General features: G+C 65.2%; 17 protein-coding genes and 2 tRNA genes. 16 read left to right on the top strand and 3 right to left on the bottom strand.

Annotated elements, in window-relative coordinates; genetic code table 11:
* Positions 1-26 precede the first annotated feature (26 nt).
* Complete coding sequence (locus tag ACX9NE_RS06265; protein WP_459360860.1) at positions 27-749, top strand: hypothetical protein; 723 nt, start codon at positions 27-29, stop codon at positions 747-749.
* Here ACX9NE_RS06265 and pepN read toward each other — a convergent pair.
* On the bottom strand, positions 740-3,316 hold the full coding sequence (gene pepN / locus ACX9NE_RS06260) for an aminopeptidase N (RefSeq protein WP_459360671.1): 2,577 nt from the start codon (positions 3,314-3,316) through the stop codon (positions 740-742). The genes ACX9NE_RS06265 and pepN overlap by 10 nt on opposite strands.
* Before the next feature lie 120 nt (positions 3,317-3,436).
* Between pepN and ACX9NE_RS06255 the strand changes: the two genes are divergently transcribed.
* From ACX9NE_RS06255 to ACX9NE_RS06245, 3 genes are all read left to right on the top strand, one after another.
* Positions 3,437-4,060, top strand: coding sequence for an Rv2466c family mycothiol-dependent reductase (locus ACX9NE_RS06255; RefSeq protein WP_459360672.1), 624 nt, complete (start codon positions 3,437-3,439; stop codon positions 4,058-4,060).
* Between the two features lie 110 nt (positions 4,061-4,170).
* The gene (locus tag ACX9NE_RS06250) at positions 4,171-4,650 is read left to right on the top strand and encodes a ribose-5-phosphate isomerase (protein ID WP_459360673.1); all 480 of its coding nucleotides are present in this window, start codon (positions 4,171-4,173) and stop codon (positions 4,648-4,650) included.
* Between the two features lie 6 nt (positions 4,651-4,656).
* The gene (locus tag ACX9NE_RS06245) at positions 4,657-5,454 is read left to right on the top strand and encodes an Fpg/Nei family DNA glycosylase (protein ID WP_459360674.1); all 798 of its coding nucleotides are present in this window, start codon (positions 4,657-4,659) and stop codon (positions 5,452-5,454) included.
* A gap of 91 nt (positions 5,455-5,545) precedes the next feature.
* On the opposite strand, the gene ACX9NE_RS06240 is transcribed toward ACX9NE_RS06245, so the two are convergent.
* Both ACX9NE_RS06240 and ACX9NE_RS06235 read right to left on the bottom strand, forming a co-directional pair.
* Entirely contained in the window at positions 5,546-6,739 is a 1,194-nt protein-coding gene (locus tag ACX9NE_RS06240) for a serine hydrolase domain-containing protein (RefSeq protein WP_459360675.1), read from the bottom strand.
* A 34-nt stretch (positions 6,740-6,773) separates the two neighbouring features.
* A tRNA-Gly gene (locus ACX9NE_RS06235) sits at positions 6,774-6,844 on the bottom strand.
* 142 nt (positions 6,845-6,986) lie between these two features.
* Here ACX9NE_RS06235 and ACX9NE_RS06230 point away from each other — a divergent pair.
* From ACX9NE_RS06230 to ACX9NE_RS06175, 12 genes are all read left to right on the top strand, one after another.
* A tRNA-Pro gene (locus tag ACX9NE_RS06230) sits at positions 6,987-7,063 on the top strand.
* A gap of 51 nt (positions 7,064-7,114) precedes the next feature.
* Entirely contained in the window at positions 7,115-8,623 is a 1,509-nt protein-coding gene (tig, locus tag ACX9NE_RS06225) for a trigger factor (protein ID WP_459360676.1), read from the top strand.
* Positions 8,624-8,721: 98 nt separating this feature from the next.
* Positions 8,722-9,321, top strand: a complete 600-nt coding sequence (gene clpP1, locus ACX9NE_RS06220; RefSeq protein WP_459360677.1) for an ATP-dependent CLP protease proteolytic subunit ClpP1 — start codon at positions 8,722-8,724, stop codon at positions 9,319-9,321.
* Positions 9,318-9,962 carry an ATP-dependent CLP protease proteolytic subunit ClpP2 gene (clpP2, locus tag ACX9NE_RS06215; protein WP_459360678.1) on the top strand — a complete coding sequence of 215 codons (645 nt, stop codon included), beginning with the start codon at positions 9,318-9,320 and terminating at the stop codon, positions 9,960-9,962. Before clpP1 ends, clpP2 begins: the two co-directional genes overlap by 4 nt.
* 343 nt (positions 9,963-10,305) lie before the next feature.
* On the top strand, positions 10,306-11,586 hold the full coding sequence (gene clpX / locus ACX9NE_RS06210; RefSeq protein ID WP_459360679.1) for an ATP-dependent Clp protease ATP-binding subunit ClpX: 1,281 nt from the start codon (positions 10,306-10,308) through the stop codon (positions 11,584-11,586).
* Between the two features lie 359 nt (positions 11,587-11,945).
* Positions 11,946-13,892 (top strand): 2-oxoacid:acceptor oxidoreductase subunit alpha, encoded by a 1,947-nt coding sequence (locus tag ACX9NE_RS06205; RefSeq protein WP_459360680.1) that lies wholly within the window; start codon positions 11,946-11,948, stop codon positions 13,890-13,892.
* Between the two features lie 30 nt (positions 13,893-13,922).
* Complete coding sequence (locus ACX9NE_RS06200; protein ID WP_459360681.1) at positions 13,923-15,011, top strand: 2-oxoacid:ferredoxin oxidoreductase subunit beta; 1,089 nt, start codon at positions 13,923-13,925, stop codon at positions 15,009-15,011.
* On the top strand, positions 15,008-15,613 hold the full coding sequence (gene mobA / locus ACX9NE_RS06195; RefSeq protein WP_459360861.1) for a molybdenum cofactor guanylyltransferase: 606 nt from the start codon (positions 15,008-15,010) through the stop codon (positions 15,611-15,613). Before ACX9NE_RS06200 ends, mobA begins: the two co-directional genes overlap by 4 nt.
* A 937-nt stretch (positions 15,614-16,550) precedes the next feature.
* Complete coding sequence (locus ACX9NE_RS06190) at positions 16,551-17,123, top strand: transglycosylase family protein (RefSeq protein WP_459360682.1); 573 nt, start codon at positions 16,551-16,553, stop codon at positions 17,121-17,123.
* A 119-nt stretch (positions 17,124-17,242) separates the two neighbouring features.
* Complete coding sequence (locus tag ACX9NE_RS06185; RefSeq protein WP_459360683.1) at positions 17,243-18,499, top strand: saccharopine dehydrogenase family protein; 1,257 nt, start codon at positions 17,243-17,245, stop codon at positions 18,497-18,499.
* A 101-nt stretch (positions 18,500-18,600) separates the two neighbouring features.
* Complete coding sequence (locus ACX9NE_RS06180) at positions 18,601-19,188, top strand: DUF937 domain-containing protein (RefSeq protein WP_459360684.1); 588 nt, start codon at positions 18,601-18,603, stop codon at positions 19,186-19,188.
* A 104-nt stretch (positions 19,189-19,292) separates the two neighbouring features.
* Positions 19,293-19,934 (top strand): LysM peptidoglycan-binding domain-containing protein, encoded by a 642-nt coding sequence (locus ACX9NE_RS06175; RefSeq protein WP_459360685.1) that lies wholly within the window; start codon positions 19,293-19,295, stop codon positions 19,932-19,934.
* Positions 19,935-19,973: the final 39 nt, after the last annotated feature.

Here is a 19,973-nt window from a genome sequence, read left to right as displayed (position 1 = left end):
AGAGTGCGCTGCGTCGGGCGGATCTACTGACCGGCCCGCCGCCGACGGGCTACGTCAGCAGGTGGCTGGACAACGCCGCACGCCGGTCAGTTGAGCCGCGCGTCGTCGTCGACGTCGCGGGAACGGGTCTCGTCTACTCGCTGGATCTGCTGCAGCGGTGTGAGGAGATCACCGACCGGCACGGTAAGTCGTACTTTCTGATCCCCGCGGGGGCCAGCGGGGCCTACGCTCGGATGGCGGTGCTGCTGACCTATGTCCTCAACGCGGGCACCGACTACGGCACCAACGCCGATTTTGCCGAAACGCCTTACTCCGCCACCGAGGTGTTGCGGATCATGGACCGTCAGCATGCCAACGCCTGGAGCTACGACCGCGATGTGAGGTTCGTCCACCGCAACGGTGGTCGTCTGGTCACCACTCCGCACGGCATCCTGATGGGATCGGGAGGCAACTGGCTTCAGCGACTGTTCAGCCAGCGGCGCGGGACCACCTGGGGTGACATCTTCATGGTCAACTCCGGCCGGGTCGCCGACCCCGCCGCGCTGCTTCGCGACATCATCCAGTCGCGCGGAACGCTCGATCTGGACCGGCTGCTGCACCACGAGGAGCGGCACTCCGCGCAGTGGGCCGCGCTGGGCTACGTTGGCATGCTCCGGTCCTACGGCTGGGAGATGGTGCGCGAGTTGGTCTTTCGCAAGATCAACCGGCTGGAGCTGGCGGCCGGCCTGCGCGACGGCGGCTACTGCTGAGCGTCGAACGTGCGGGCGCGTAATGACCGCTTCACCGCGGCCTGCCCCTCCAGGACGAGTCGGCGCAGCGACGGCGGCACCTCGGGGTCGGCCAGGAACGTGTCGGCCGCCGCGATGGCCTCTTCGGTGATGTCCCAGTAGGGGTACAAGCCGATGACCACCGATTGTGCCACTTCACTGGACCGGCGTTCCCAGACACCGGGGATCGCCGCGAAGTACCGTTCGGTGAACGGCTTGAGCAGCTCCCCTTGCCCCGGCGCTCCGATACCCGCGATGATGGCGCGCCCCATCGCATTGGCCAGGGTGTCGTCCTCGACCACCGTGGTGAACGCGTTCTCCTTGACTCCGAGTTGAGGTCGTGCAGCGGACGCCTGGGCGGCGTGCCGCTTGCCCGCGGCGGTGCGGTCCTGTTGCGCCTCGGCGTCGATGCGCGGCGACTCCGGCCCATCGGCGTCGATCGCGCCGGCGGCCGCCAGCGCGATCACGACCCGCCAGCGCAGGTCGGTGTCGACGTCGAGGCCGGTCAGTCCCTGCTCGGCGGGATCACCGTCGAGCAGCGCCGAGAGCACCTCCACGTGCCGCGGTGACAATACCGACGAGCACAACGCATTGACGAAGGCGAGTTGATGATCCGATCCGGGCTCGGCGCCGCGCGCCAGTTCCAGCAGCCCGTCGGCGAACTGCGGCCAGCCCTGCTCGCGCGCCCAGCCCGGCTCGGCATAAGAACCGACCGCCGTCTGCGCCTGCAGCAGCAGTCGCTGCAGCACCGTCACTTCGGTCTCGGCCAGGATGCCACCGGACACCAGCGCCACGAAGTCGCGGGCGCGCAGTTCGGCCTCGCGCGTCATCTCCCAAGCGGCCGACCACACCAGGGAACGGGGCAGCGGCTCGGCGATGTCGGCGATGCGATCCAGCGCCGTACGTAGCGACTCCGGGTCCAGGCGCAACGAGCAGTAGGTCAGGTCGTCATCGTTGACAAGGATCAGCTTGCCACGCGAAACATCAACCAGCGCAGGAACATCGGTGTTTGGGCTCTCGACGTCCAGCTCTTCGCGGTGGACCCGGACCAGCTTGCCGGACCCGTCGTCATCGTAGATACCGACGGCGATCCGGTGCACCCTGGTCTCGCCCGCACCGGGTGCCGCACCGCTCTGCGTCACCGCGAAGCGGGTGAACTTGCCGTCCCCGTCGACGTCGAAATGCGCGCGCAGGGTGTTGAGCCCGGTGGTTTTCAGCCACTGCTGGCCCCAGTTCGACAGGTCGCGGCCCGACGCCTTCTCCAGGGCGGAGAGCAGGTCGCTGAACGTGGCGTTACCGAATGCGTGAGTGCGGAAGTAGTCCCGCAGCCCGGCCAGGAACTGGTCCAGGCCCACGTAGGCGACCAGTTGCTTGAGCACCGAAGCGCCCTTGGCGTAGGTGATCCCGTCGAAGTTCACCTCCACTGCATGCAGGTCGGGGATGTCCGCGGCGATCGGGTGGGTCGAGGGCATCTGGTCCTGCCGATAGGCCCATGACTTCTCCACAGTCGCAAACGTGGTCCACGCCTCGGTGTATTCGGTCGACTCCGCCTGGCACAGCACCGAGGCGAAGGTGGCGAAGGATTCGTTGAGCCACAGGTCATCCCACCATGTCATGGTGACCAGATCGCCGAACCACATGTGCGCCATCTCGTGCAGCACCGTCTCGGCGCGCCGCTCGTAGGAGGCCCGAGTAACCTTGCTGCGGAAGACATAATCCTCGAGGAACGTGACCGCACCGGCGTTTTCCATTGCGCCGGCGTTGAATTCGGGCACGAACAGCTGGTCGTACTTGCCGAATGCATACGGCAAGCCGAAGTTGTTGTGGTAGAAGCTGAATCCCTGTTTCGTCTCGGTGAACAACCGCTCGGCGTCCATGTAAGGCGCCAGCGAGTTCCGGCAGTAGATGCCCAGTGGGATCTCGCCGTGTTCGTCGCGGTAGGTGTCGTTCCACACGGCGTAGGGGCCGGCAATCAACGCCACCAGGTAGGTGCTCATCCGCGGCGTGGTGGCGAAGGTGTGCACCCCGTTTTCGACGCTCACCGAAGCGCCGTTGGACACCACCTTCCAGTGCGCCGGAGCGGTCACCTTGAGATCGAACGTCGCCTTGAGGTCCGGCTGGTCGAAGCACGCGAACATCCGCTTGGCGTCCGCGGTTTCGAACTGCGAATACAGGTAGGTCTCGTCGTCGACCGGGTCGACGAAGCGGTGCAATCCTTCGCCGGTGTTCGAGTAGCGGCAGTCGGCGTCGATGACGACGACATTGCGGTCGGCCAGTCCCTGCAGGGGGATCCCGGTCGATTCGTCGTAGCCGGAGACGTCGAGATCCTGACCATTGAGGCTGGCGCTGCGGATGGTGTCCGCGGCGATGTCGATGTAGGTGTCCGCACCGGCGAGCGCGTCGAACACCACGGTCGTGGTGGAGCGGAAGGTGCGCTCGCCTGGCGCGCCCGACCCGTCGGTGACGTCGAGATTGATCTGGTAGCTGTGCACGGTGATCAGTGCGGCGCGTTCGACCGCCTGGTCCCGGGTGAGGTTGGGAAGGGCCACGCGCTCCAACATATCGGCCGCCACGTCGGGACGCTCGGCGCGGCGGGAACAGTCTGAGCGCGGCTACGGTTGTGTGTGAGCGGACCGTCCCGTCCCGCCGTCTAGGAGAGGACCGCAGAAATGCCGGAGAACGCCCCCTCGAAGAACAGAGCCGATTTCTGGTTCGACCCACTGTGTCCGTGGTGCTGGATCACCTCGCGCTGGATTCTCGAAGTGGAAAAGGTCCGCGACGTCGAGGTCAACTTTCACGTGATGAGCCTGGCGGTGCTCAACGAGGACCGCGAAGGGCTGCCCGAGCAGTACAAGGAGATGATGGCCAAGGCGTGGGGCCCGGTGCGGGTGGCGATCGCCGCCGAGCAGGCCCACGGCGCCAAGGTGCTCGACCCGCTGTACACCGCGATGGGCACGCGGATTCACAACGAGGGCAACAAGGATCTCGACGAGGTCGTCAAACTGGCGCTGGCCGACGCCGGCCTGCCCGCCGAACTCGCCGACGCTGCAACCAGCACCGATTACGACGAGGCGTTGCGCAAGAGCCACCACGCCGGAATGGACGCGGTGGGTCCTGACGTCGGCACCCCGACCATCCACGTCAACGGAGTGGCGTTCTTCGGACCGGTGATCTCGAAGATTCCGCGCGGGGAGGAAGCCGGCAAATTGTGGGACGCCTCGGTGACATTTGCGTCCTACCCGCACTTCTTCGAGCTCAAGCGGACCCGCACCGAGCCGCCTCAGTACGACTAGTAGCTCGACTGTGAACCGTGCGACGCGACACGCCGCACGTGCGTCGCGTGGTTCACTTTCGGCACCAGGCAGTGCGGGGGCGCCGCCCGCTCTGATGCACAATGTCCGGCATGCGCGTCTACCTGGGTGCCGATCACGCCGGCTACGAGCTCAAGCAAAAGATCATCGAGCACCTGAACAACACCGGGCACGAGCCGATCGACTGCGGTGCTTTCGCCTACGACCCCGAGGACGACTACCCGGCCTTCTGCATCGCCGCGGCTGAGCGGACCGTCGCCGACCCGGACAGCCTGGGCATCGTGCTGGGCGGCTCCGGCAACGGTGAACAGATCGCGGCGAACAAGGTGCCCGGCGCGCGGTGCGCCCTGGCCTGGAGCGTGCAGACCGCGTCGTTGGCCCGCGAACACAACAACGCGCAGCTGATCGGTATCGGCGGCCGGATGCACACCCTTGAGGAGGCGCTGGCCATCGTCGACGCCTTCCTGGCCACGCCGTGGTCGAAAGCCGAACGCCACCAACGTCGTATCGACATCCTCGCCGAATTCGAACGCACCCATCAGGCGCCCCCGGTGCCCGGCGCGCAGAACTGAGAGCCAGTGCCTGAAGGCCACACCCTGCACCGGCTGGCCCGGCTACATCAGAAGCGTTTCGCCGGCGCACCGGTGGCGGTTTCCAGCCCGCAGGGCCGCTTCAGCGATGCCGCCGCCGTGGACGGTTTGGTGCTGCGGCGCGCCACCGCGTGGGGTAAGCACCTCTTCCATCACTACGAGGGCGGCGCGGTGGTGCACGTGCATCTCGGGCTCTACGGCACCTTCGCCGAGTGGGAACGATCCGACCCGGTCCCGGAACCGGTTGGCCAGGTGCGGATGCGCATGATCGGAGCCGAGTACGGCACCGACCTGCGTGGCCCGACGGTATGCGAGCTCATCGACGTCAGTCAGGTCGACGACGTCGTCGCCCGGCTGGGGCCCGACCCGTTGCGCGCCGACGCCGACCCGGCCTGGCCTTGGGCTCGAATCTCTAAGTCGCGCAGGCCGATTGGCGCGTTGTTGATGGACCAGAGCGTGATGGCGGGAGTCGGCAACGTCTACCGCAGCGAGCTACTGTTCCGCCACCACATCGACCCGTACCGGCCTGGGCGGAAGATCTCCGAAACGGAGTTCGCCGCCGCGTGGACCGATCTGGTGGCCCTGATGAAGGTCGGATTAAGGCGCGGCAAGATCGTGGTCGTTCGTCCCGAACACGACCACGGCGCACCGTCGTACGCGCCGGGGCGCCCGCGCACATATGTGTACCGCCGCGCCGGCGATCCGTGCCGGGTATGCGGGGAAACCGTCCGCACGGCGGTGTTGGAAGGCCGCAATGTGTTCTGGTGCCCGAGCTGTCAGACCTGACAGTCCCGCACCTGACGCCGAGGGTGAATTGCGCGCCCGACACGCCGGGACACCGGCGCGAGATTCACTCCCGGCGCGAGGTTGGTACCGGTCAGTCGACCGGGACGCCGAGCGCCCGGTACACCTCGTTGCTCAGGGCGACACTGCGCGGGTCGGCGTTGGCCTTACTCGCGTCGAAGCGGTTCGACACGTAGCTATAACCGATCCGGTGTTCCAGGTCGACGAACGCGAACGAGCCGCCCAGCCCGCCGTGTCCGAAGATGTGTGGGTTAGGTCCGTTGATGCAGCGCTGATTGAGCATGTAGCCAAGACCCCAGCCATGGTCGGCGACTCGCGGTCCGAGCACCAGGTCGGGCTCGAAACCCCCCTGGCACACCCGGACCTGTTCCATGTGTTCACGGCTGAGCAGCTTCTCCTGGGCCAGCGCGTTGTAGAACGTCGCCATCCCCAATGCGGACACCTGCGCGTTTGTGCCCGGGAACTCCAACTGGCGCCACAGGTGCAGGTTCTCGGTGTCGAGATCGTCGTCGGCCAGAAATCCCATCGAGATCGCCATCCCGGCCTTGGGATGCTCGTCGAGGCTCGTCGGATCGCTGGGAGCCTGTAGTTCGGCCAGCAGCTGCCGCCCGGTCGGTTTGTTCACCCGCTCGGCGCAGCGGAGTTGCTCACTCGCAGTCAGTCCGATGTGCACCTCGGCGCCGAGAGGACCCGCGATCTCGGTGCGCAGGTACTGGCCGACGGTGCGGCCGGTGACCCGCCGCAACACCTCGCCGAGGATGAAGCCGAAGGTGGTCATGTGATAGCCCTGCGCGGTGCCCGGCTCCCACCAGGGCTCGGCGATGGCCAGTTGCCCACAGACGTAGTCCCAGTCGCAGAGTTGTTCGGTGGTCAACCGGGTGCGGGGGCCGATCACCCCGGATCGGTGACTCATCACCATGGCCAGGGTGATGGCTTCTTTACCGGCTTGCCCGAACTCGGGCCAGTACCGGGAGATCGGCGCGTGCAGGTCCAGCTCACCACGGTCGGCGAGCTGGTGGATACACGTGGACGTCAGGCCCTTGGTGCCGGACAGCACCGTGGTAAGGGTGTCTTCTCGCCAGGGGCGGGTGGCGGCGGCGTCGGCGTGACCGCCCCACAGATTGACGACGAGATCTCCGTCAACCCAGACGGCGACCGCTGCGCCTACTTCTTCGCGCAGTACGAAATTGCGCTCGAACGCGTCGCGCACTTCGGCGAAGTCCGACGCGCACAAGCCGTGAACGCTGACGCTTTTGCCGTCGCTCATGGCGCCTTTCTGATCGAGCAGAGCGTGAGCTCAGAGCGGGCGACGGGAATCGAACCCGCGTAGCTAGTTTGGAAGACTAGGGCTCTACCATTGAGCTACGCCCGCAAGTGTTAGTCGACCGAGACTGTACGTGGTGGCGGAGATCAAATCTAATCGATGCAGTCATGTGACCGCTCCGTGAACTGTCAGGTCCCCGGAGGTCTCTGCGGGCCCGGCGCTGCCGGGCCGTAGGATCGCGTGGTCAGCGCGGGGTGTAGCGCAGCTTGGTAGCGCATCCGCTTTGGGAGCGGAAGGCCGCAGGTTCAAATCCTGTCACCCCGACCAGCACGCCAGTGCATCGCCGAACGCAGTAAACGACATACTGAGGAGCACGCCGTGAAGAGCACCGTGACGCAGTTGAGCCCCACCCGGGTTCGCATCAACGTGGAGGTGCCGTTCCCAGAACTCGAACCGGATTTTCAGCGGGCGTACAAGGAGCTGGCCAAGCAGATTCGGCTGCCCGGCTTCCGCCCCGGCAAGGCGCCGGCGCGCCTGCTCGAGGCGCGGTTCGGACGCGAGGCGCTACTGGACCAGGTCATCGAGGACGCCGTGCCCAGCCGGTACGGGCAGGCGCTCACCGAGTCCGACGTGCAACCGATCGGCCGGCCCAATATCCAGGTGACCCATAAGGAATACGGTGAGGAGCTGCAATTCTTCGCTGAGGTCGACGTCCGCCCCAAGCTGGAGATTCCCGATCTGGACGCACTAACCGTCTCGGTCGACCCCGTCGAGGTCACCGACGACGAAGTGGACGCCGAACTGCAGTCCCTGCGCGCCCGGTTCGGCACCCTGACCGGGGTGGACCGGCCGGTGCAAACCGGCGACTTCGTCTCGATCGACCTCTCGGCGACGGTCGACGGTGAAGAGGTGCCGAACGCCGCTGCCGAAGGCCTGTCCCACGAGGTGGGCTCCGGCAGGCTGATCGCGGGTCTGGACGACGCGCTCGTCGGGTTGGCGGTCGACGAGTCCAAGGTGTTCACCGCCAAGCTGGCCACCGGCGAACACGCCGGGCAGGACGCCGAGGTCACTGTCACGGTCAAGTCGATCAAGGAACGCGAACTGCCTGAGCCCGACGACGAGTTCGCGCAGCTCGCCAGCGAGTTCGACACCATCGACGAGCTGCGGGCCAGCCTCCGCGAGCAGGTGCGCAACACCAAGCGCGCTCAGCAGGCCGACCAGGTCCGCAACGCCGCGCTGGATGCCCTGCTCGAGCAGGTGGACGTGCCGGTGCCGGATGCCATCGTGCGGTCGCAGGTCGACGAGACGCTGCAGGCGGCGATGAGCGGTCTCAATCAGGACCAGGCCAAGTTCAACGAGGTGCTCGAACAACAGGGCTCCTCGCGCGCGGAGTTCGACGCCGAGGCGCGCCTGGCCGCTGAGAACAACGTCAAGCGTCAGCTGCTACTCGACGCCATCGCCGACCAGCTGGACGTCCAGGTCGGACAGGAAGACCTCACCGAGCGGCTCGTGATGACGTCGCGGCAGTACGGCATCGAACCCCAGCAGCTATTCGCCTACCTGCAGGAGAACAACCAGCTCGCGGCCATGTTCGCTGACGTGCGGCGCGGATTGGCCGTCGCCGCGGTGATCGAGAAGGCGACGGTTATCGACACCGACGGCAACGCCGTCGACACCAGTGAGTTCTTCGGTAAGCGGCACGCGGACCATGACGATGACCATGAGCACGAGCACGAGCACGAGCACGAGCACGAGCACGAGCACGAGCATGAGCACGAGCATGAGCACGAGCATGACCATGACGAGCCTGCCGAACCCGTGGCGTCGAACACCGAATCAGAAACCGAAACAGAAGAGGCCGACACGGCCGATGAACCCACCGCATGACGCTGTGAGCGAACGCGCCCGTTTCAGGGGGTCAAACGGTGGGTCGGGTTGGTTAGTGTCGGTGCAATAAGGAACACGAGAAAGCAGGTAACTCAGTCGTGACTGACATGCGTTCGAACTCGTTGGGTCTCAACCTCACCGACTCCGTCTATGAGCGCTTGCTTTCCGAGCGCATCATCTTCCTGGGCTCGGAGGTGAACGACGAAGTCGCCAACCGGTTGTGTGCGCAGATTCTGCTGCTCGCCGCCGAGGATGCGGACAAAGACATCAACCTCTACATCAACTCCCCGGGCGGATCGATCAGCGCCGGGATGGCCATCTACGACACCATGGTGCTGGCGCCCTGCGACATCGCGACCTACGCCATGGGCATGGCCGCCTCGATGGGGGAGTTCCTGCTGGCGGCGGGCACCAAGGGCAAGCGCTACGCGCTGCCGCACGCCCGCATACTGATGCACCAGCCGCTGGGCGGGGTTACAGGTAGTGCGGCCGACATCGCCATCCAGGCCGAGCAGTTCGCCGTCATCAAGAAAGAGATGTTCCGGCTCAACGCCGAGTTCACCGGCCAGCCCATCGAGCGCATCGAAGCGGACTCCGACCGCGACCGCTGGTTCACCGCGCCGGAAGCCCTTGAGTACGGCTTCGTCGACCACATCATCACTCGCGCCGCCCACATCACCAACGGAGAAGCCCGATGAATCCTCTGCATCCTCAGACCCAACCGCGGGCGCGCTACATCCTCCCGTCGTTCATCGAGCACTCCAGTTTCGGGGTCAAGGAATCCAACCCGTACAACAAGCTGTTCGAGGAGCGCATCATCTTCCTCGGTGTCCAGGTCGACGACGCATCGGCCAACGACATCATGGCGCAGCTACTGGTGCTGGAGTCGCTGGATCCCGACCGCGACATCACCATGTACATCAACTCGCCGGGCGGCGGCTTCACTTCGCTGATGGCTATCTACGACACCATGCAGTACGTGCGGGCCGACATCCAGACCGTGTGCCTCGGTCAGGCGGCCTCGGCCGCCGCGGTGCTGCTGGCCGCCGGCACCCCCGGCAAGCGCATGGCGCTGCCGAACGCGCGGGTGCTGATCCACCAGCCGTCGCTCTCGGGCGTGATCCAGGGGCAGTTCTCCGACCTGGAGATTCAGGCCGCCGAGATCGAGCGGATGCGGACCCTGATGGAGACCACGCTGGCCCGCCACACCGGCAAAGATGCCGCGACGATCCGCAAGGACACCGACCGGGACAAAATCCTCACGGCCGAAGAAGCCAAGGACTACGGCATCATCGACACCGTTTTGGAGTACCGGAAGCTCTCCGCCCAGAACGCCTGACGGCGCGCGTGAATCCGCCGACCAGACGCGAAATCGCCCCGGAACCCGGGTTCCGGGGCGATTTCGCGTCTGCCCGCGGGACAGCTCACGGTAGGGTTGGGGCGTCGTTGGTGTAACGACCGCGACACGCCAGAGACACGTAATGCGCGTCTCGACGAGTGGCGGGCGTGGTCGGGCGATATGTTCATTCACACCAGAAGCGCCACCCGAGTGAAAACGAGCGAATACCAAGGAAGCTATTCGGCGTTAACGGTCGCGACAGGCCGGAACAAACGGGTAGCGTCGTGGAAGACACGCGGCAAGCAAGACGAACGGCGACACAGGAAGTAGGCCCTGAGGCATCATGGCGCGCATCGGAGACGGCGGTGACCTGCTTAAGTGCTCGTTCTGCGGGAAGAGCCAGAAGCAAGTCAAGAAACTCATTGCGGGCCCCGGTGTGTACATCTGCGATGAGTGCATCGACCTCTGCAACGAGATCATCGAAGAAGAGCTCGCCGACGCGGACGATGTGAAGCTCGACGAACTGCCCAAGCCCATCGAGATCCGAGACTTCCTCGAGGGCTACGTCATCGGGCAGGACACCGCCAAGCGGACGCTGGCCGTCGCCGTGTACAACCACTACAAGCGGATCCAGGCGGGCGAGAAGGGCCGCGACTCCCGGTACGAGCCGGTCGAGCTGACGAAGTCCAACATCCTGATGTTGGGACCCACCGGCTGCGGCAAGACCTACCTCGCGCAGACGCTGGCCAAGATGCTCAACGTGCCGTTCGCCATCGCAGACGCCACCGCGCTGACCGAGGCCGGCTACGTCGGTGAGGACGTCGAGAACATTTTGCTCAAGCTCATCCAGGCCGCGGACTACGACGTCAAGCGCGCCGAGACGGGCATCATCTACATTGACGAGGTCGACAAGATCGCCCGCAAGAGCGAGAACCCCTCGATCACGCGTGATGTGTCCGGTGAAGGTGTGCAGCAGGCACTGCTGAAGATCCTGGAAGGCACCCAGGCCTCGGTTCCGCCGCAGGGTGGTCGCAAACACCCGCACCAGGAGTTCATTCAGATCGACACCACCAACGTGCTGTTCATCGTGGCGGGGGCGTTCGCCGGTCTGGAAAAGATCATCTACGAGCGGGTCGGCAAGCGCGGTCTGGGCTTCGGCGCCGAGGTGCGCTCCAAGGCCGAGATCGACACCACCGACCACTTCGCCGAAGTGATGCCCGAGGACTTGATCAAGTTCGGGTTGATTCCGGAGTTCATCGGGCGTCTTCCGGTGGTCGCCTCGGTGACCAACCTCGATAAGGAGTCGCTGGTCAAAATCCTGTCGGAGCCGAAGAACGCGCTGGTCAAGCAGTACACCCGGCTGTTCGAGATGGACGGGGTGGAGCTCGAGTTCACTGACGATGCACTCGATGCGATCGCCGACCAAGCGATCCACCGCGGAACCGGCGCCCGTGGCCTGCGCGCCATCATGGAGGAAGTCCTGCTACCGGTGATGTACGACATCCCGAGCCGGGACGACGTCGCCAAGGTGGTCGTCACCAAGGAGACGGTGCAGGACAACGTGCTGCCTACGATCGTGCCTCGCAAGCCGTCCCGCTCCGAGCGTCGCGACAAGAGCGCCTAGCCCTTCATTTCAATCCGCGAAGCCGACGTGACAGTTCCTGTCGCTGGGGGTGTTCGCCGGTGTGGGCTTCGCCCTGCATCTGATCGCAATGCCGGAAACGGGCTCTCCGCGCTGACGCCCCGACAAAGTGACCAATACCACAGTTTTGCCGATGCTTGCCGCCACCGTCACCCTGACATCGGCTTTTGCCTGCGTACTCGCCGGTAACCAGCATGTCAGGACGGGTGTACACCCTTGAAGAAGTGTCATAATCGGTACCGCCAGTGACATCAAACGTGACAGCGGAGACGGCACTCCGGCGCGCGTAACCTGGAGTGAAGTGGTGTGCCTGCCCGGATACCAAGTTGGAAGGCGGAGACGTGAATCCGAACGGCAACGGCGCCGGGGAAGAGTCTCAGAACGGGTCCACTCGGCAGCGCTTGGAAAATGTCGTCATCCGATTCGCGGGTGACTCCGGCGACGGCATGCAGCTGACCGGTGACCGATTCACTTCGGAGGCGGCGCTTTTCGGCAACGACCTGGCCACCCAGCCCAACTATCCGGCTGAGATCCGCGCTCCCGCCGGCACATTGCCCGGCGTTTCGTCCTTCCAGATCCAGATCGCCGACTACGACATCCTGACCGCCGGCGACCGGCCCGACGTGCTGGTCGCCATGAACCCCGCTGCGCTGAAAGCCAATATCGGTGACCTCCCGCGCGGCGGAATGGTGATTGCGAATTCCGACGAATTCACCAAGCGCAATCTCACCAAAGTCGGTTATGTGACCAACCCACTCGAGTCCGACGAGCTCGAGGAATACGTCGTACACGCGGTGCCGATGACCACGCTCACCCTGGGAGCCGTCGAAGCAATCGGCGCGACGAAGAAGGACGGGCAGCGCGCCAAGAACATGTTCGCCCTCGGCCTGCTGTCGTGGATGTACGGGCGGCCGGTCCAGACCAGCGAGACCTTCATCAGGGAGAAGTTCGCGCGCAAGCCCGACGTCGCCGAGGCCAACGTGCTGGCGCTGAAAGCGGGATGGAATTACGGCGAGACCACCGAGGCCTTCGGCACCACGTACGAAGTGTCCAAGGCCTCGCTACCCGCCGGCGAATACCGGCAGATCTCCGGTAACACCGCACTCGCGTACGGCATCGTCGCAGCCGGCCAACTCGCCAACAAGCAGGTGGTTCTCGGCAGCTATCCCATCACCCCGGCCTCGGACATCCTGCACGAGTTGTCCAAGCACAAGAACTTCAACGTCATCACCTTCCAGGCCGAGGACGAGATCGGCGGAATCTGCGCCGCCATCGGGGCGTCCTACGGCGGCGCACTCGGCGTCACCAGCACGTCGGGTCCGGGTATCTCGCTGAAGTCTGAGGCTATGGGTCTGGCGGTGATGACCGAACTGCCGCTGATCGTCGTCGATGTCCAACGCGGCGGACCGTCCACCGGTCTGCCCACCAAGACCGAGCAGGCCGACCTGCTGCAGGCGCTGTTCGGGCGAAACGGCGAGTCACCGGTGGCGGTATTGGCGCCGCGGTCTCCCGCTGACTGCTTCGACACGGCGCTGGAGGCGGTGCGGATCGCGGTGTCGTACCACACCCCGGTGATCGTGCTGTCCGACGGCGCCATCGCCAACGGCTCCGAGCCGTGGGCCATTCCAGACGTCAGCTCGCTCAAGCCGATCAAGCACATCTTTGCCAAACCGGGTGAACCCTTCGAGCCCTATGCCCGGCACAAGGACACCCTCGCGCGGCAGTTCGCGGTGCCGGGTACCGCGGGTCTCGAACACCGCATCGGAGGCCTGGAAGCGGCAAACGGCTCCGGCGACATCTCCTATGACCCCACCAACCACGATCTGATGGTTCGGATACGCAAAGCCAAGATCGACGGCATCAGCGTTCCGGACCTCGAAGTCGACGACCCCACCGGTGACGCCGAACTGTTGCTGCTCGGATGGGGCAGTTCCTACGGACCAATCGGCGAAGCATGTCGGCGTGCGCGCCGCAGGGGCACCAAGGTAGCGCATGCCCACTTGCGTCACTTGAGCCCGTTCCCGGCGAATCTGGGCGATGTCCTGCACCGCTACCCCAAAGTGGTCTGTCCGGAGATGAACATGGGCCAGCTGGCGATGTTGTTGCGCGCCAAGTACCTCGTCGACGTCAAATCGGTCACGAAGGTCAAGGGTGTGTCGTTCCTGGCAGACGAGATAGGACGGTTCATCCGGGCGGCGCTGGCCGGGAGACTGACCGAGCTGGAGCAGGACAAGACGATCATCGCCAGACTGTCGGCAGCCACCGTGGAAGCGGGGGTCAGCGCGTGAGGCGAGGCACAGTGAGGAGGAGCGGCGCCAATGACTAGCCCGATCGGCAGCGACCTTGGTGTAACTCCCAAGTCGACAAAGAACGACGGCGTGCCCACGCTGTCTGTTGAAGACCAGCCGCAGAAGGGCAAGGACTTCACCAGCGACCAGGAGGTGCGCTGGTGCCCGGGATGCGGCGACTACGTCATCCTCAACACCATCCGCAACTTCTTGCCCGAACTCGGTCTGCGTCGCGAGAATATCGTGTTCATCAGTGGTATCGGCTGCTCCAGCCGGTTCCCTTACTACCTGGAGACATACGGATTCCACTCGATTCACGGTCGGGCACCGGCCATCGCCACGGGGCTGGCGCTGGCGCGCGAGGACTTGTCCGTGTGGGTGGTCACCGGCGACGGCGATGCGTTGTCGATCGGGGGCAACCATCTGATTCACGCGCTGCGCCGCAACGTGAATATCACCATCTTGTTGTTCAACAACCGAATTTACGGACTCACCAAGGGCCAGTACTCGCCGACGTCGGAGATCGGCAAGGTCACCAAGTCGACGCCGATGGGCTCGCTCGACCACCCGTTCAATCCGGTATCGCTGGCACTGGGCGCCGAAGCGACTTTCGTTGGCCGCGCGCTGGATTCAGATCGTGCCGGACTGACGGAAGTACTGCGGGCCGCAGCGCAGCATCGCGGTGCCGCGCTGGTCGAGATCATGCAGGACTGCCCGATCTTCAACGACGGCTCGTTCGACGCGCTCCGCAAGGAGGGCGCCGAAGAGCGGGTGATCAAAGTCCGACAAGGAGAACCGATTGTTTTCGGGGCCAACGGCGAGTACTGCGTGGTGAAATCCGGTTTCGGTCTGGACGTCGCCAAGACCGCCGACGTGGCCCAAGAGGAGATAGTGGTGCACGACGCGCACACCGACGATTCGGCGTACGCGTTCGCGCTGTCCCGGTTGTCGGATCAGAACCTCGACCACATGGTGATGGGTATCTTCCGCGACATCAGCCGACCCACCTACGATGACGCCGCCCGCTCACAGGTAGAGTCCGCCCGAAATTCGATCCCATCGGATCAAGCCGCGTTGCAGTCGCTGCTGCGCGGGCGTGATACCTGGACCGTGGACTGAGGTGGCTAGTGGCTGAGGACGTTTCACTGGCCGGCGTCATCGTCGCCGGCGGCGAATCCCGGCGGATGGGCCGGGACAAGGCCACCCTGCCGGTGCCCGGCGGTACGGGCACGATGGTGGAGCGGGTGGTCGACGTTGTCTCCCAACGTTGTTCACCGGTGTATGTGATGGCGGCGCCGGGACAACCGCTGCCCGCGCTGCCGGTTACCGTCCTGCGCGACGAAGTGCGCGGGCTGGGTCCGCTGCCGGCGACCGGGCGCGGACTGCGGGCGGCCGCGGCGGCCGGGGCGCGCTATGCATTCGTGGCTGCGGTCGATATGCCCTCGCTCACAGTGGATTTGATCGATGAACTCTTCCGTCTTGCCGTTGAGACCAACGCCGAGGTGGTCATGCCCTGGGACGGCCGCAGTCACTACCTGGCCGCCGTATATCGCACGGATCTGGCTGCCCGCATCGACGACCTGGTAGCCGCCGGTGCGCGCAAGATGAGCGACCTGATCGACGCGTCGGATTCTCAGCAGATCGTGCTGACGGACACGGGGGCGCTGGCCAATATCAATACAGTGGACGATCTGCGGGCTCCGGTTCGCCCCGGTCGCTAACCGGCCGATTGGTCATTTCGTCGATACCGGCAAAGTCATTGCGGTTTTTGCCTACGGATGCGGCAGCGATTGATACTTGCATCCGCGGCGTACGCAGTCCGCATTTCCCGACCGTCGGGCCCGGGTGTGCTTTCGTGCCGAAAAAGATTCGGCTTCACCACGCTTTTCAGGCACGACTTGCGCTAGCCGCGCCTCCTGAGATCTGCCCGGACAAGAGTTCACCCCTGGTAATCGTGCGTGAAACTCCTTGTCCATAAGCGCAATTGGTGCACAAATCGCTGTTGTTACCAAATTGGGCGGGATCGCGCGCGGCAATCTTTGCAGGCCGTTGCAATGGTGCGTATTTCGACAGCACTGGCGCCTGAGGCGCACCGAATTATTTGAAACCGCCTTGCCGGCAGCGAGTTTAGCGCATGTGGGCCGCGTCACGTCCCGTCGTACTGCCGCACGTTGTTGTTCGCGCGTCACATAGCGAAGTCGGTGTCCCAGTTCACAATTTGTGCGTGATTCGGCTCACGGAAAGTTTGACGTCGCACTCGATCGAGGCCGGCCTGAAACGCTCGTCTGACCTGCGGCAACCATTACTACGCCGCGTCGTGATCGGCTCGTTATCAGAACGAGATTCCCGTTCGCGCGAGGTGACGAATCCAAATCGTTATCGTACGGTCCTTCTAGCCCGAAAAGAGGGCAGCTAAAGGTAGTTACCACAATTGAATCCACGCAGCCGCGTGTGAGCGGAGCGGGAGACGGGCCCTGGACGGGGAGCCGCCCCGCAGGCGTCGGCCAGCAGCCGCGCCGGGCAGATCAGGCCCTCCGCTGTCGTGCCGAAACGAGACGGCACGCCCTGAAGCGATCTCAGCGTCCCCTGACGCATCAAGCAACACCCAACCCACCTCGGTGGGCTGTCTTCAGCGCGCGCGCAACGAAAGGAATAGTGTTGAAGAACGTCCGCAAGACGCTCATTGTCGCCGCGATTACCGGGACACTCGTGACCGTGCCGACCACCGGCATCGCTCATGCGGATGTCCAGGGCGTGGACCCCAGTGTCGCTCCCGGTTTCGACCCGGGTCTGCCGGCCCCCGACGCGCCGGCTGCGGAGAACGCGGGGTTCGACCCGAACCCGCCGGCCCCGGACGCTCCGCCCGTCGACGCCCCGCCTGCCGACGCGCCGCCGGCCGACGCGCCGCCGGCCCCCGAGTTCGTGGGTTTCGACCCCAACCCGCCGGCCCCGGACGCCCCGCCCGTCGATCAGCCTCCCGCGCCCGCCCCGGTGAAGGCGTACAGCGTCAACTGGGACGCGATCGCCCAGTGTGAGTCCGGTGGTAATTGGTCGATCAGCACCGGCAATGGATACGCCGGTGGCCTGCAGTTCACCTCCGGCACCTGGCGTGCTAACGGTGGCTCGGGCTCGCCGGCCGGCGCCAGCCGCGAGGAGCAGATCCGCGTGGCTGAGAACGTCCTGCACTCGCAGGGCATCGGAGCATGGCCGGTCTGTGGCCGCCGCGGCTGACCAGCTGAAAACCAGATAGGCGCGCACGCGCGCGACGAATGCCGGGTTGTACAGCCCGGCATTCGTCGTTTCCGGGCCGCTCGCAGAGTCGTCGTGGGGCCGGGAGTAGCGTCGGCCGAGTGACTGACACGGCACGTGAGTTCGACATCATCGTCTACGGGGCCACCGGCTTCGTCGGGAAGCTGACCGCCGAATATCTCGCTCGGGCAGCAGGCGACGCCCGAATCGCGTTGGCCGGCAGGTCGACTGATCGCCTGGCGGCGGTGCGCAAGACCCTGGGGCCCGCCGCGCAGGCCTGGCCACTGGTGACCGCCGACGCCACCTCTGAGGCATCGTTGCAGGAGATGGCTGCCCGTACCCGGGTGGTCATCACCACGGTGGGTCCGTACACCCGCTACGGGTTGCCTCTGGTGGCGGCGTGCGCCGCGGCCGGCACCGACTACGCCGACCTGACCGGCGAGGCCAACTTCATGCGCGAGAGCGTGGACCTCTATCACAAGCAGGCGGAGGACACCGGTGCCCGGATCGTGCATGCCTGCGGATTCGACTCCGTACCTTCGGACCTGACCGTCTACGCGCTGTTCCGTGCCGCGCAGGACGATGGCGCGGGCGAGTTGACCGAGACCAACTTCGTGGTCCGGTCCATGCGGGGCGGCGCATCCGGCGGCACCATCGCCTCAGGCGTGGAAATCATGCGCACGGCTGCCGCCGACCCCGAAGCGCGCCGCCAGATGGCCGATCCGTACACCCTGAGCACCGACCGCGGCGCGGAGCCCGAGTTGGGTGCACAACCGGACCTGACGATGCGCCGCGGTAGTGCAATCGCGCCGGAACTGGCCGGCGTGTGGACGGCAGCATTTCCGATGGCGCCGTCCAATACGCGGGTGGTGCGGCGCAGCAACTCACTACTGAATTGGGCTTATGGCCGCCAATTTCGCTACACCGAAACCATGAGTGTGGGCTCGTCGCCGTTGGCGCCCGTCGCCTCGGCCGTCATGACCGGGTTTTCCAACGCCTTCTTTGCCCTTGGCGGTCGTTTCCTGGATCGCGTGCCGCCCAAGCTGTTGGAGCGCGTGCTTCCCAAGTCCGGCAGCGGGCCGAGCGCGACGGCTCGCGAGCGCGGCTACTACAAGGTGGAGACGTACACCACCACCACCTCGGGTGCCCGCTACGTGGCGCGCATGGAGCAGCGCGGAGATCCGGGTTACAAGGCCACCTCCGTGCTGCTGGGGGAGTGCGGTCTGGCCCTGGCCAAGGACCGCGACAAGCTGTCTGACCTGCACGGCGTGCTGACCCCGGCGGCGGCGATGGGCGATGCGTTGTTGGCGCGATTCCCACACGCAGGTATCTCGTTGCAGACCGAGCGGTTAAATTGACGTGCCAGTTAAAATCCGCGTGAGCAAAGGGTGTTGATTCGGTTTGGGTGCGTCTATTGTCGTAGCTGCTCGTCTCCTCCCAGCGACAAAGGTGGGTCACGATGACCGGTCTGGACGATCTCTACGCGCAGATTCCCACCTCGGACATCGCCTCGAAGCTGGGGGCGGAACAGGACGAAGTCGATAAGGCGGTGCACACGCTGGTGCCGGTGCTCCTCAGCGGCTTGCAGCACACGTCGCAGGATCCCGAGCACGCCAGCAAGATCGAGGATGCCGCCAGCGGTCACGCGGCGCGCGGACTGCTCGACGCCGGCGGCGGTCTCGACCAGGTCGACGAGAAGGACGGGCACCAGGCGGTCGCGACACTGTTCGGGGGCAAGGACACCGGCGAAGTCGCCGCCGCACTGGCCGGTGGCGGTGCCGGCAACAGCGATCTGCTCAAGCAATTGCTACCCGTCGTGCTACCAATCGTGTTGGCGTACATCGGAAAACAGCTCAGCTCCGGCGGCCCGGCGGAGAGCACCACATCGCAGCAACGCGGCTCCGGCGGCGGGTTGGGCGATATCCTGGGCAGCATTCTGGGTGGCGGCAACGACAAGTCGCTGGGCGGCATTCTCGGCAGTGTGCTGGGCGGTAAGGGTGGCGGCCTCGGCGACATTCTCGGAGGCCTGCTCGGCGGCAAGAAATAACCGGCGGCACAACAGGATTGCGCTGAGCGCAAGTCTGTCTCAGTCGCGTCGCGATCACTGGTTTTGAGGTCCCGCAAACAATTTAGGTACGGAGAGGAAGACTCATGGCAGACAGGCTCACCGAAGGGCAGAAGCTGGTGAAGGGGGAGTCACTGATCTCCAACAACGGCGCCTACACCCTGACCCTGCAGGACGACGGCAACTTGGTGCTGGCCGTGTGGGGTAAGCCGATCTGGGCCACCGCCACCAACGGTCAGGATGTGGTGCGCGCCGAGGTACAGACCGATGGCAACTTCGTGCTGTACACCGCCGACAAGCCGGTCTGGCACAGCGACACCAAAGGCAAAAAGCAGGTTCAGCTCGTTCTGCAGGACGACCGGAATCTGGTGCTCTACGCGGCCGACGGACCGGCATGGTCGACCAAGACCGAAACCGACGGGCCGCCACCGCCCAACCCCGACGCGCAAGCTGCTCCAGACGATTTCGACGACAAGGGCATCTCGCAGGATGGGCCCGAACCCGCGGAGAACGCTCTTTCCGAACCGCCGGCCGAGCCGGCAACCCAAGCCCCGCCCACCGAACCCGAACCCGCCGCACGCACGTACACGGTCCAGTCTGGTGACACACTGTGGGCAATCGCCGAGCGGTTCTACGGCGACGGCAGCAAGTACCAGGTGATCGCCGACGCCAGCGGAGTGCCAAATCCCGACCTCATTTACCCCGGCCAGGTGCTCACCATCCCGTAATCGCCCGATCTGTTTCACCTGTGGGTTCAGGCCCTTACA

It is taken from the genome of Mycobacterium sp. ML4 (assembly GCF_054515735.1).
The sequence above is the reverse complement of the archived record's forward strand: the minus strand, read 5'-3'. Positions and strand labels throughout refer to the sequence as shown.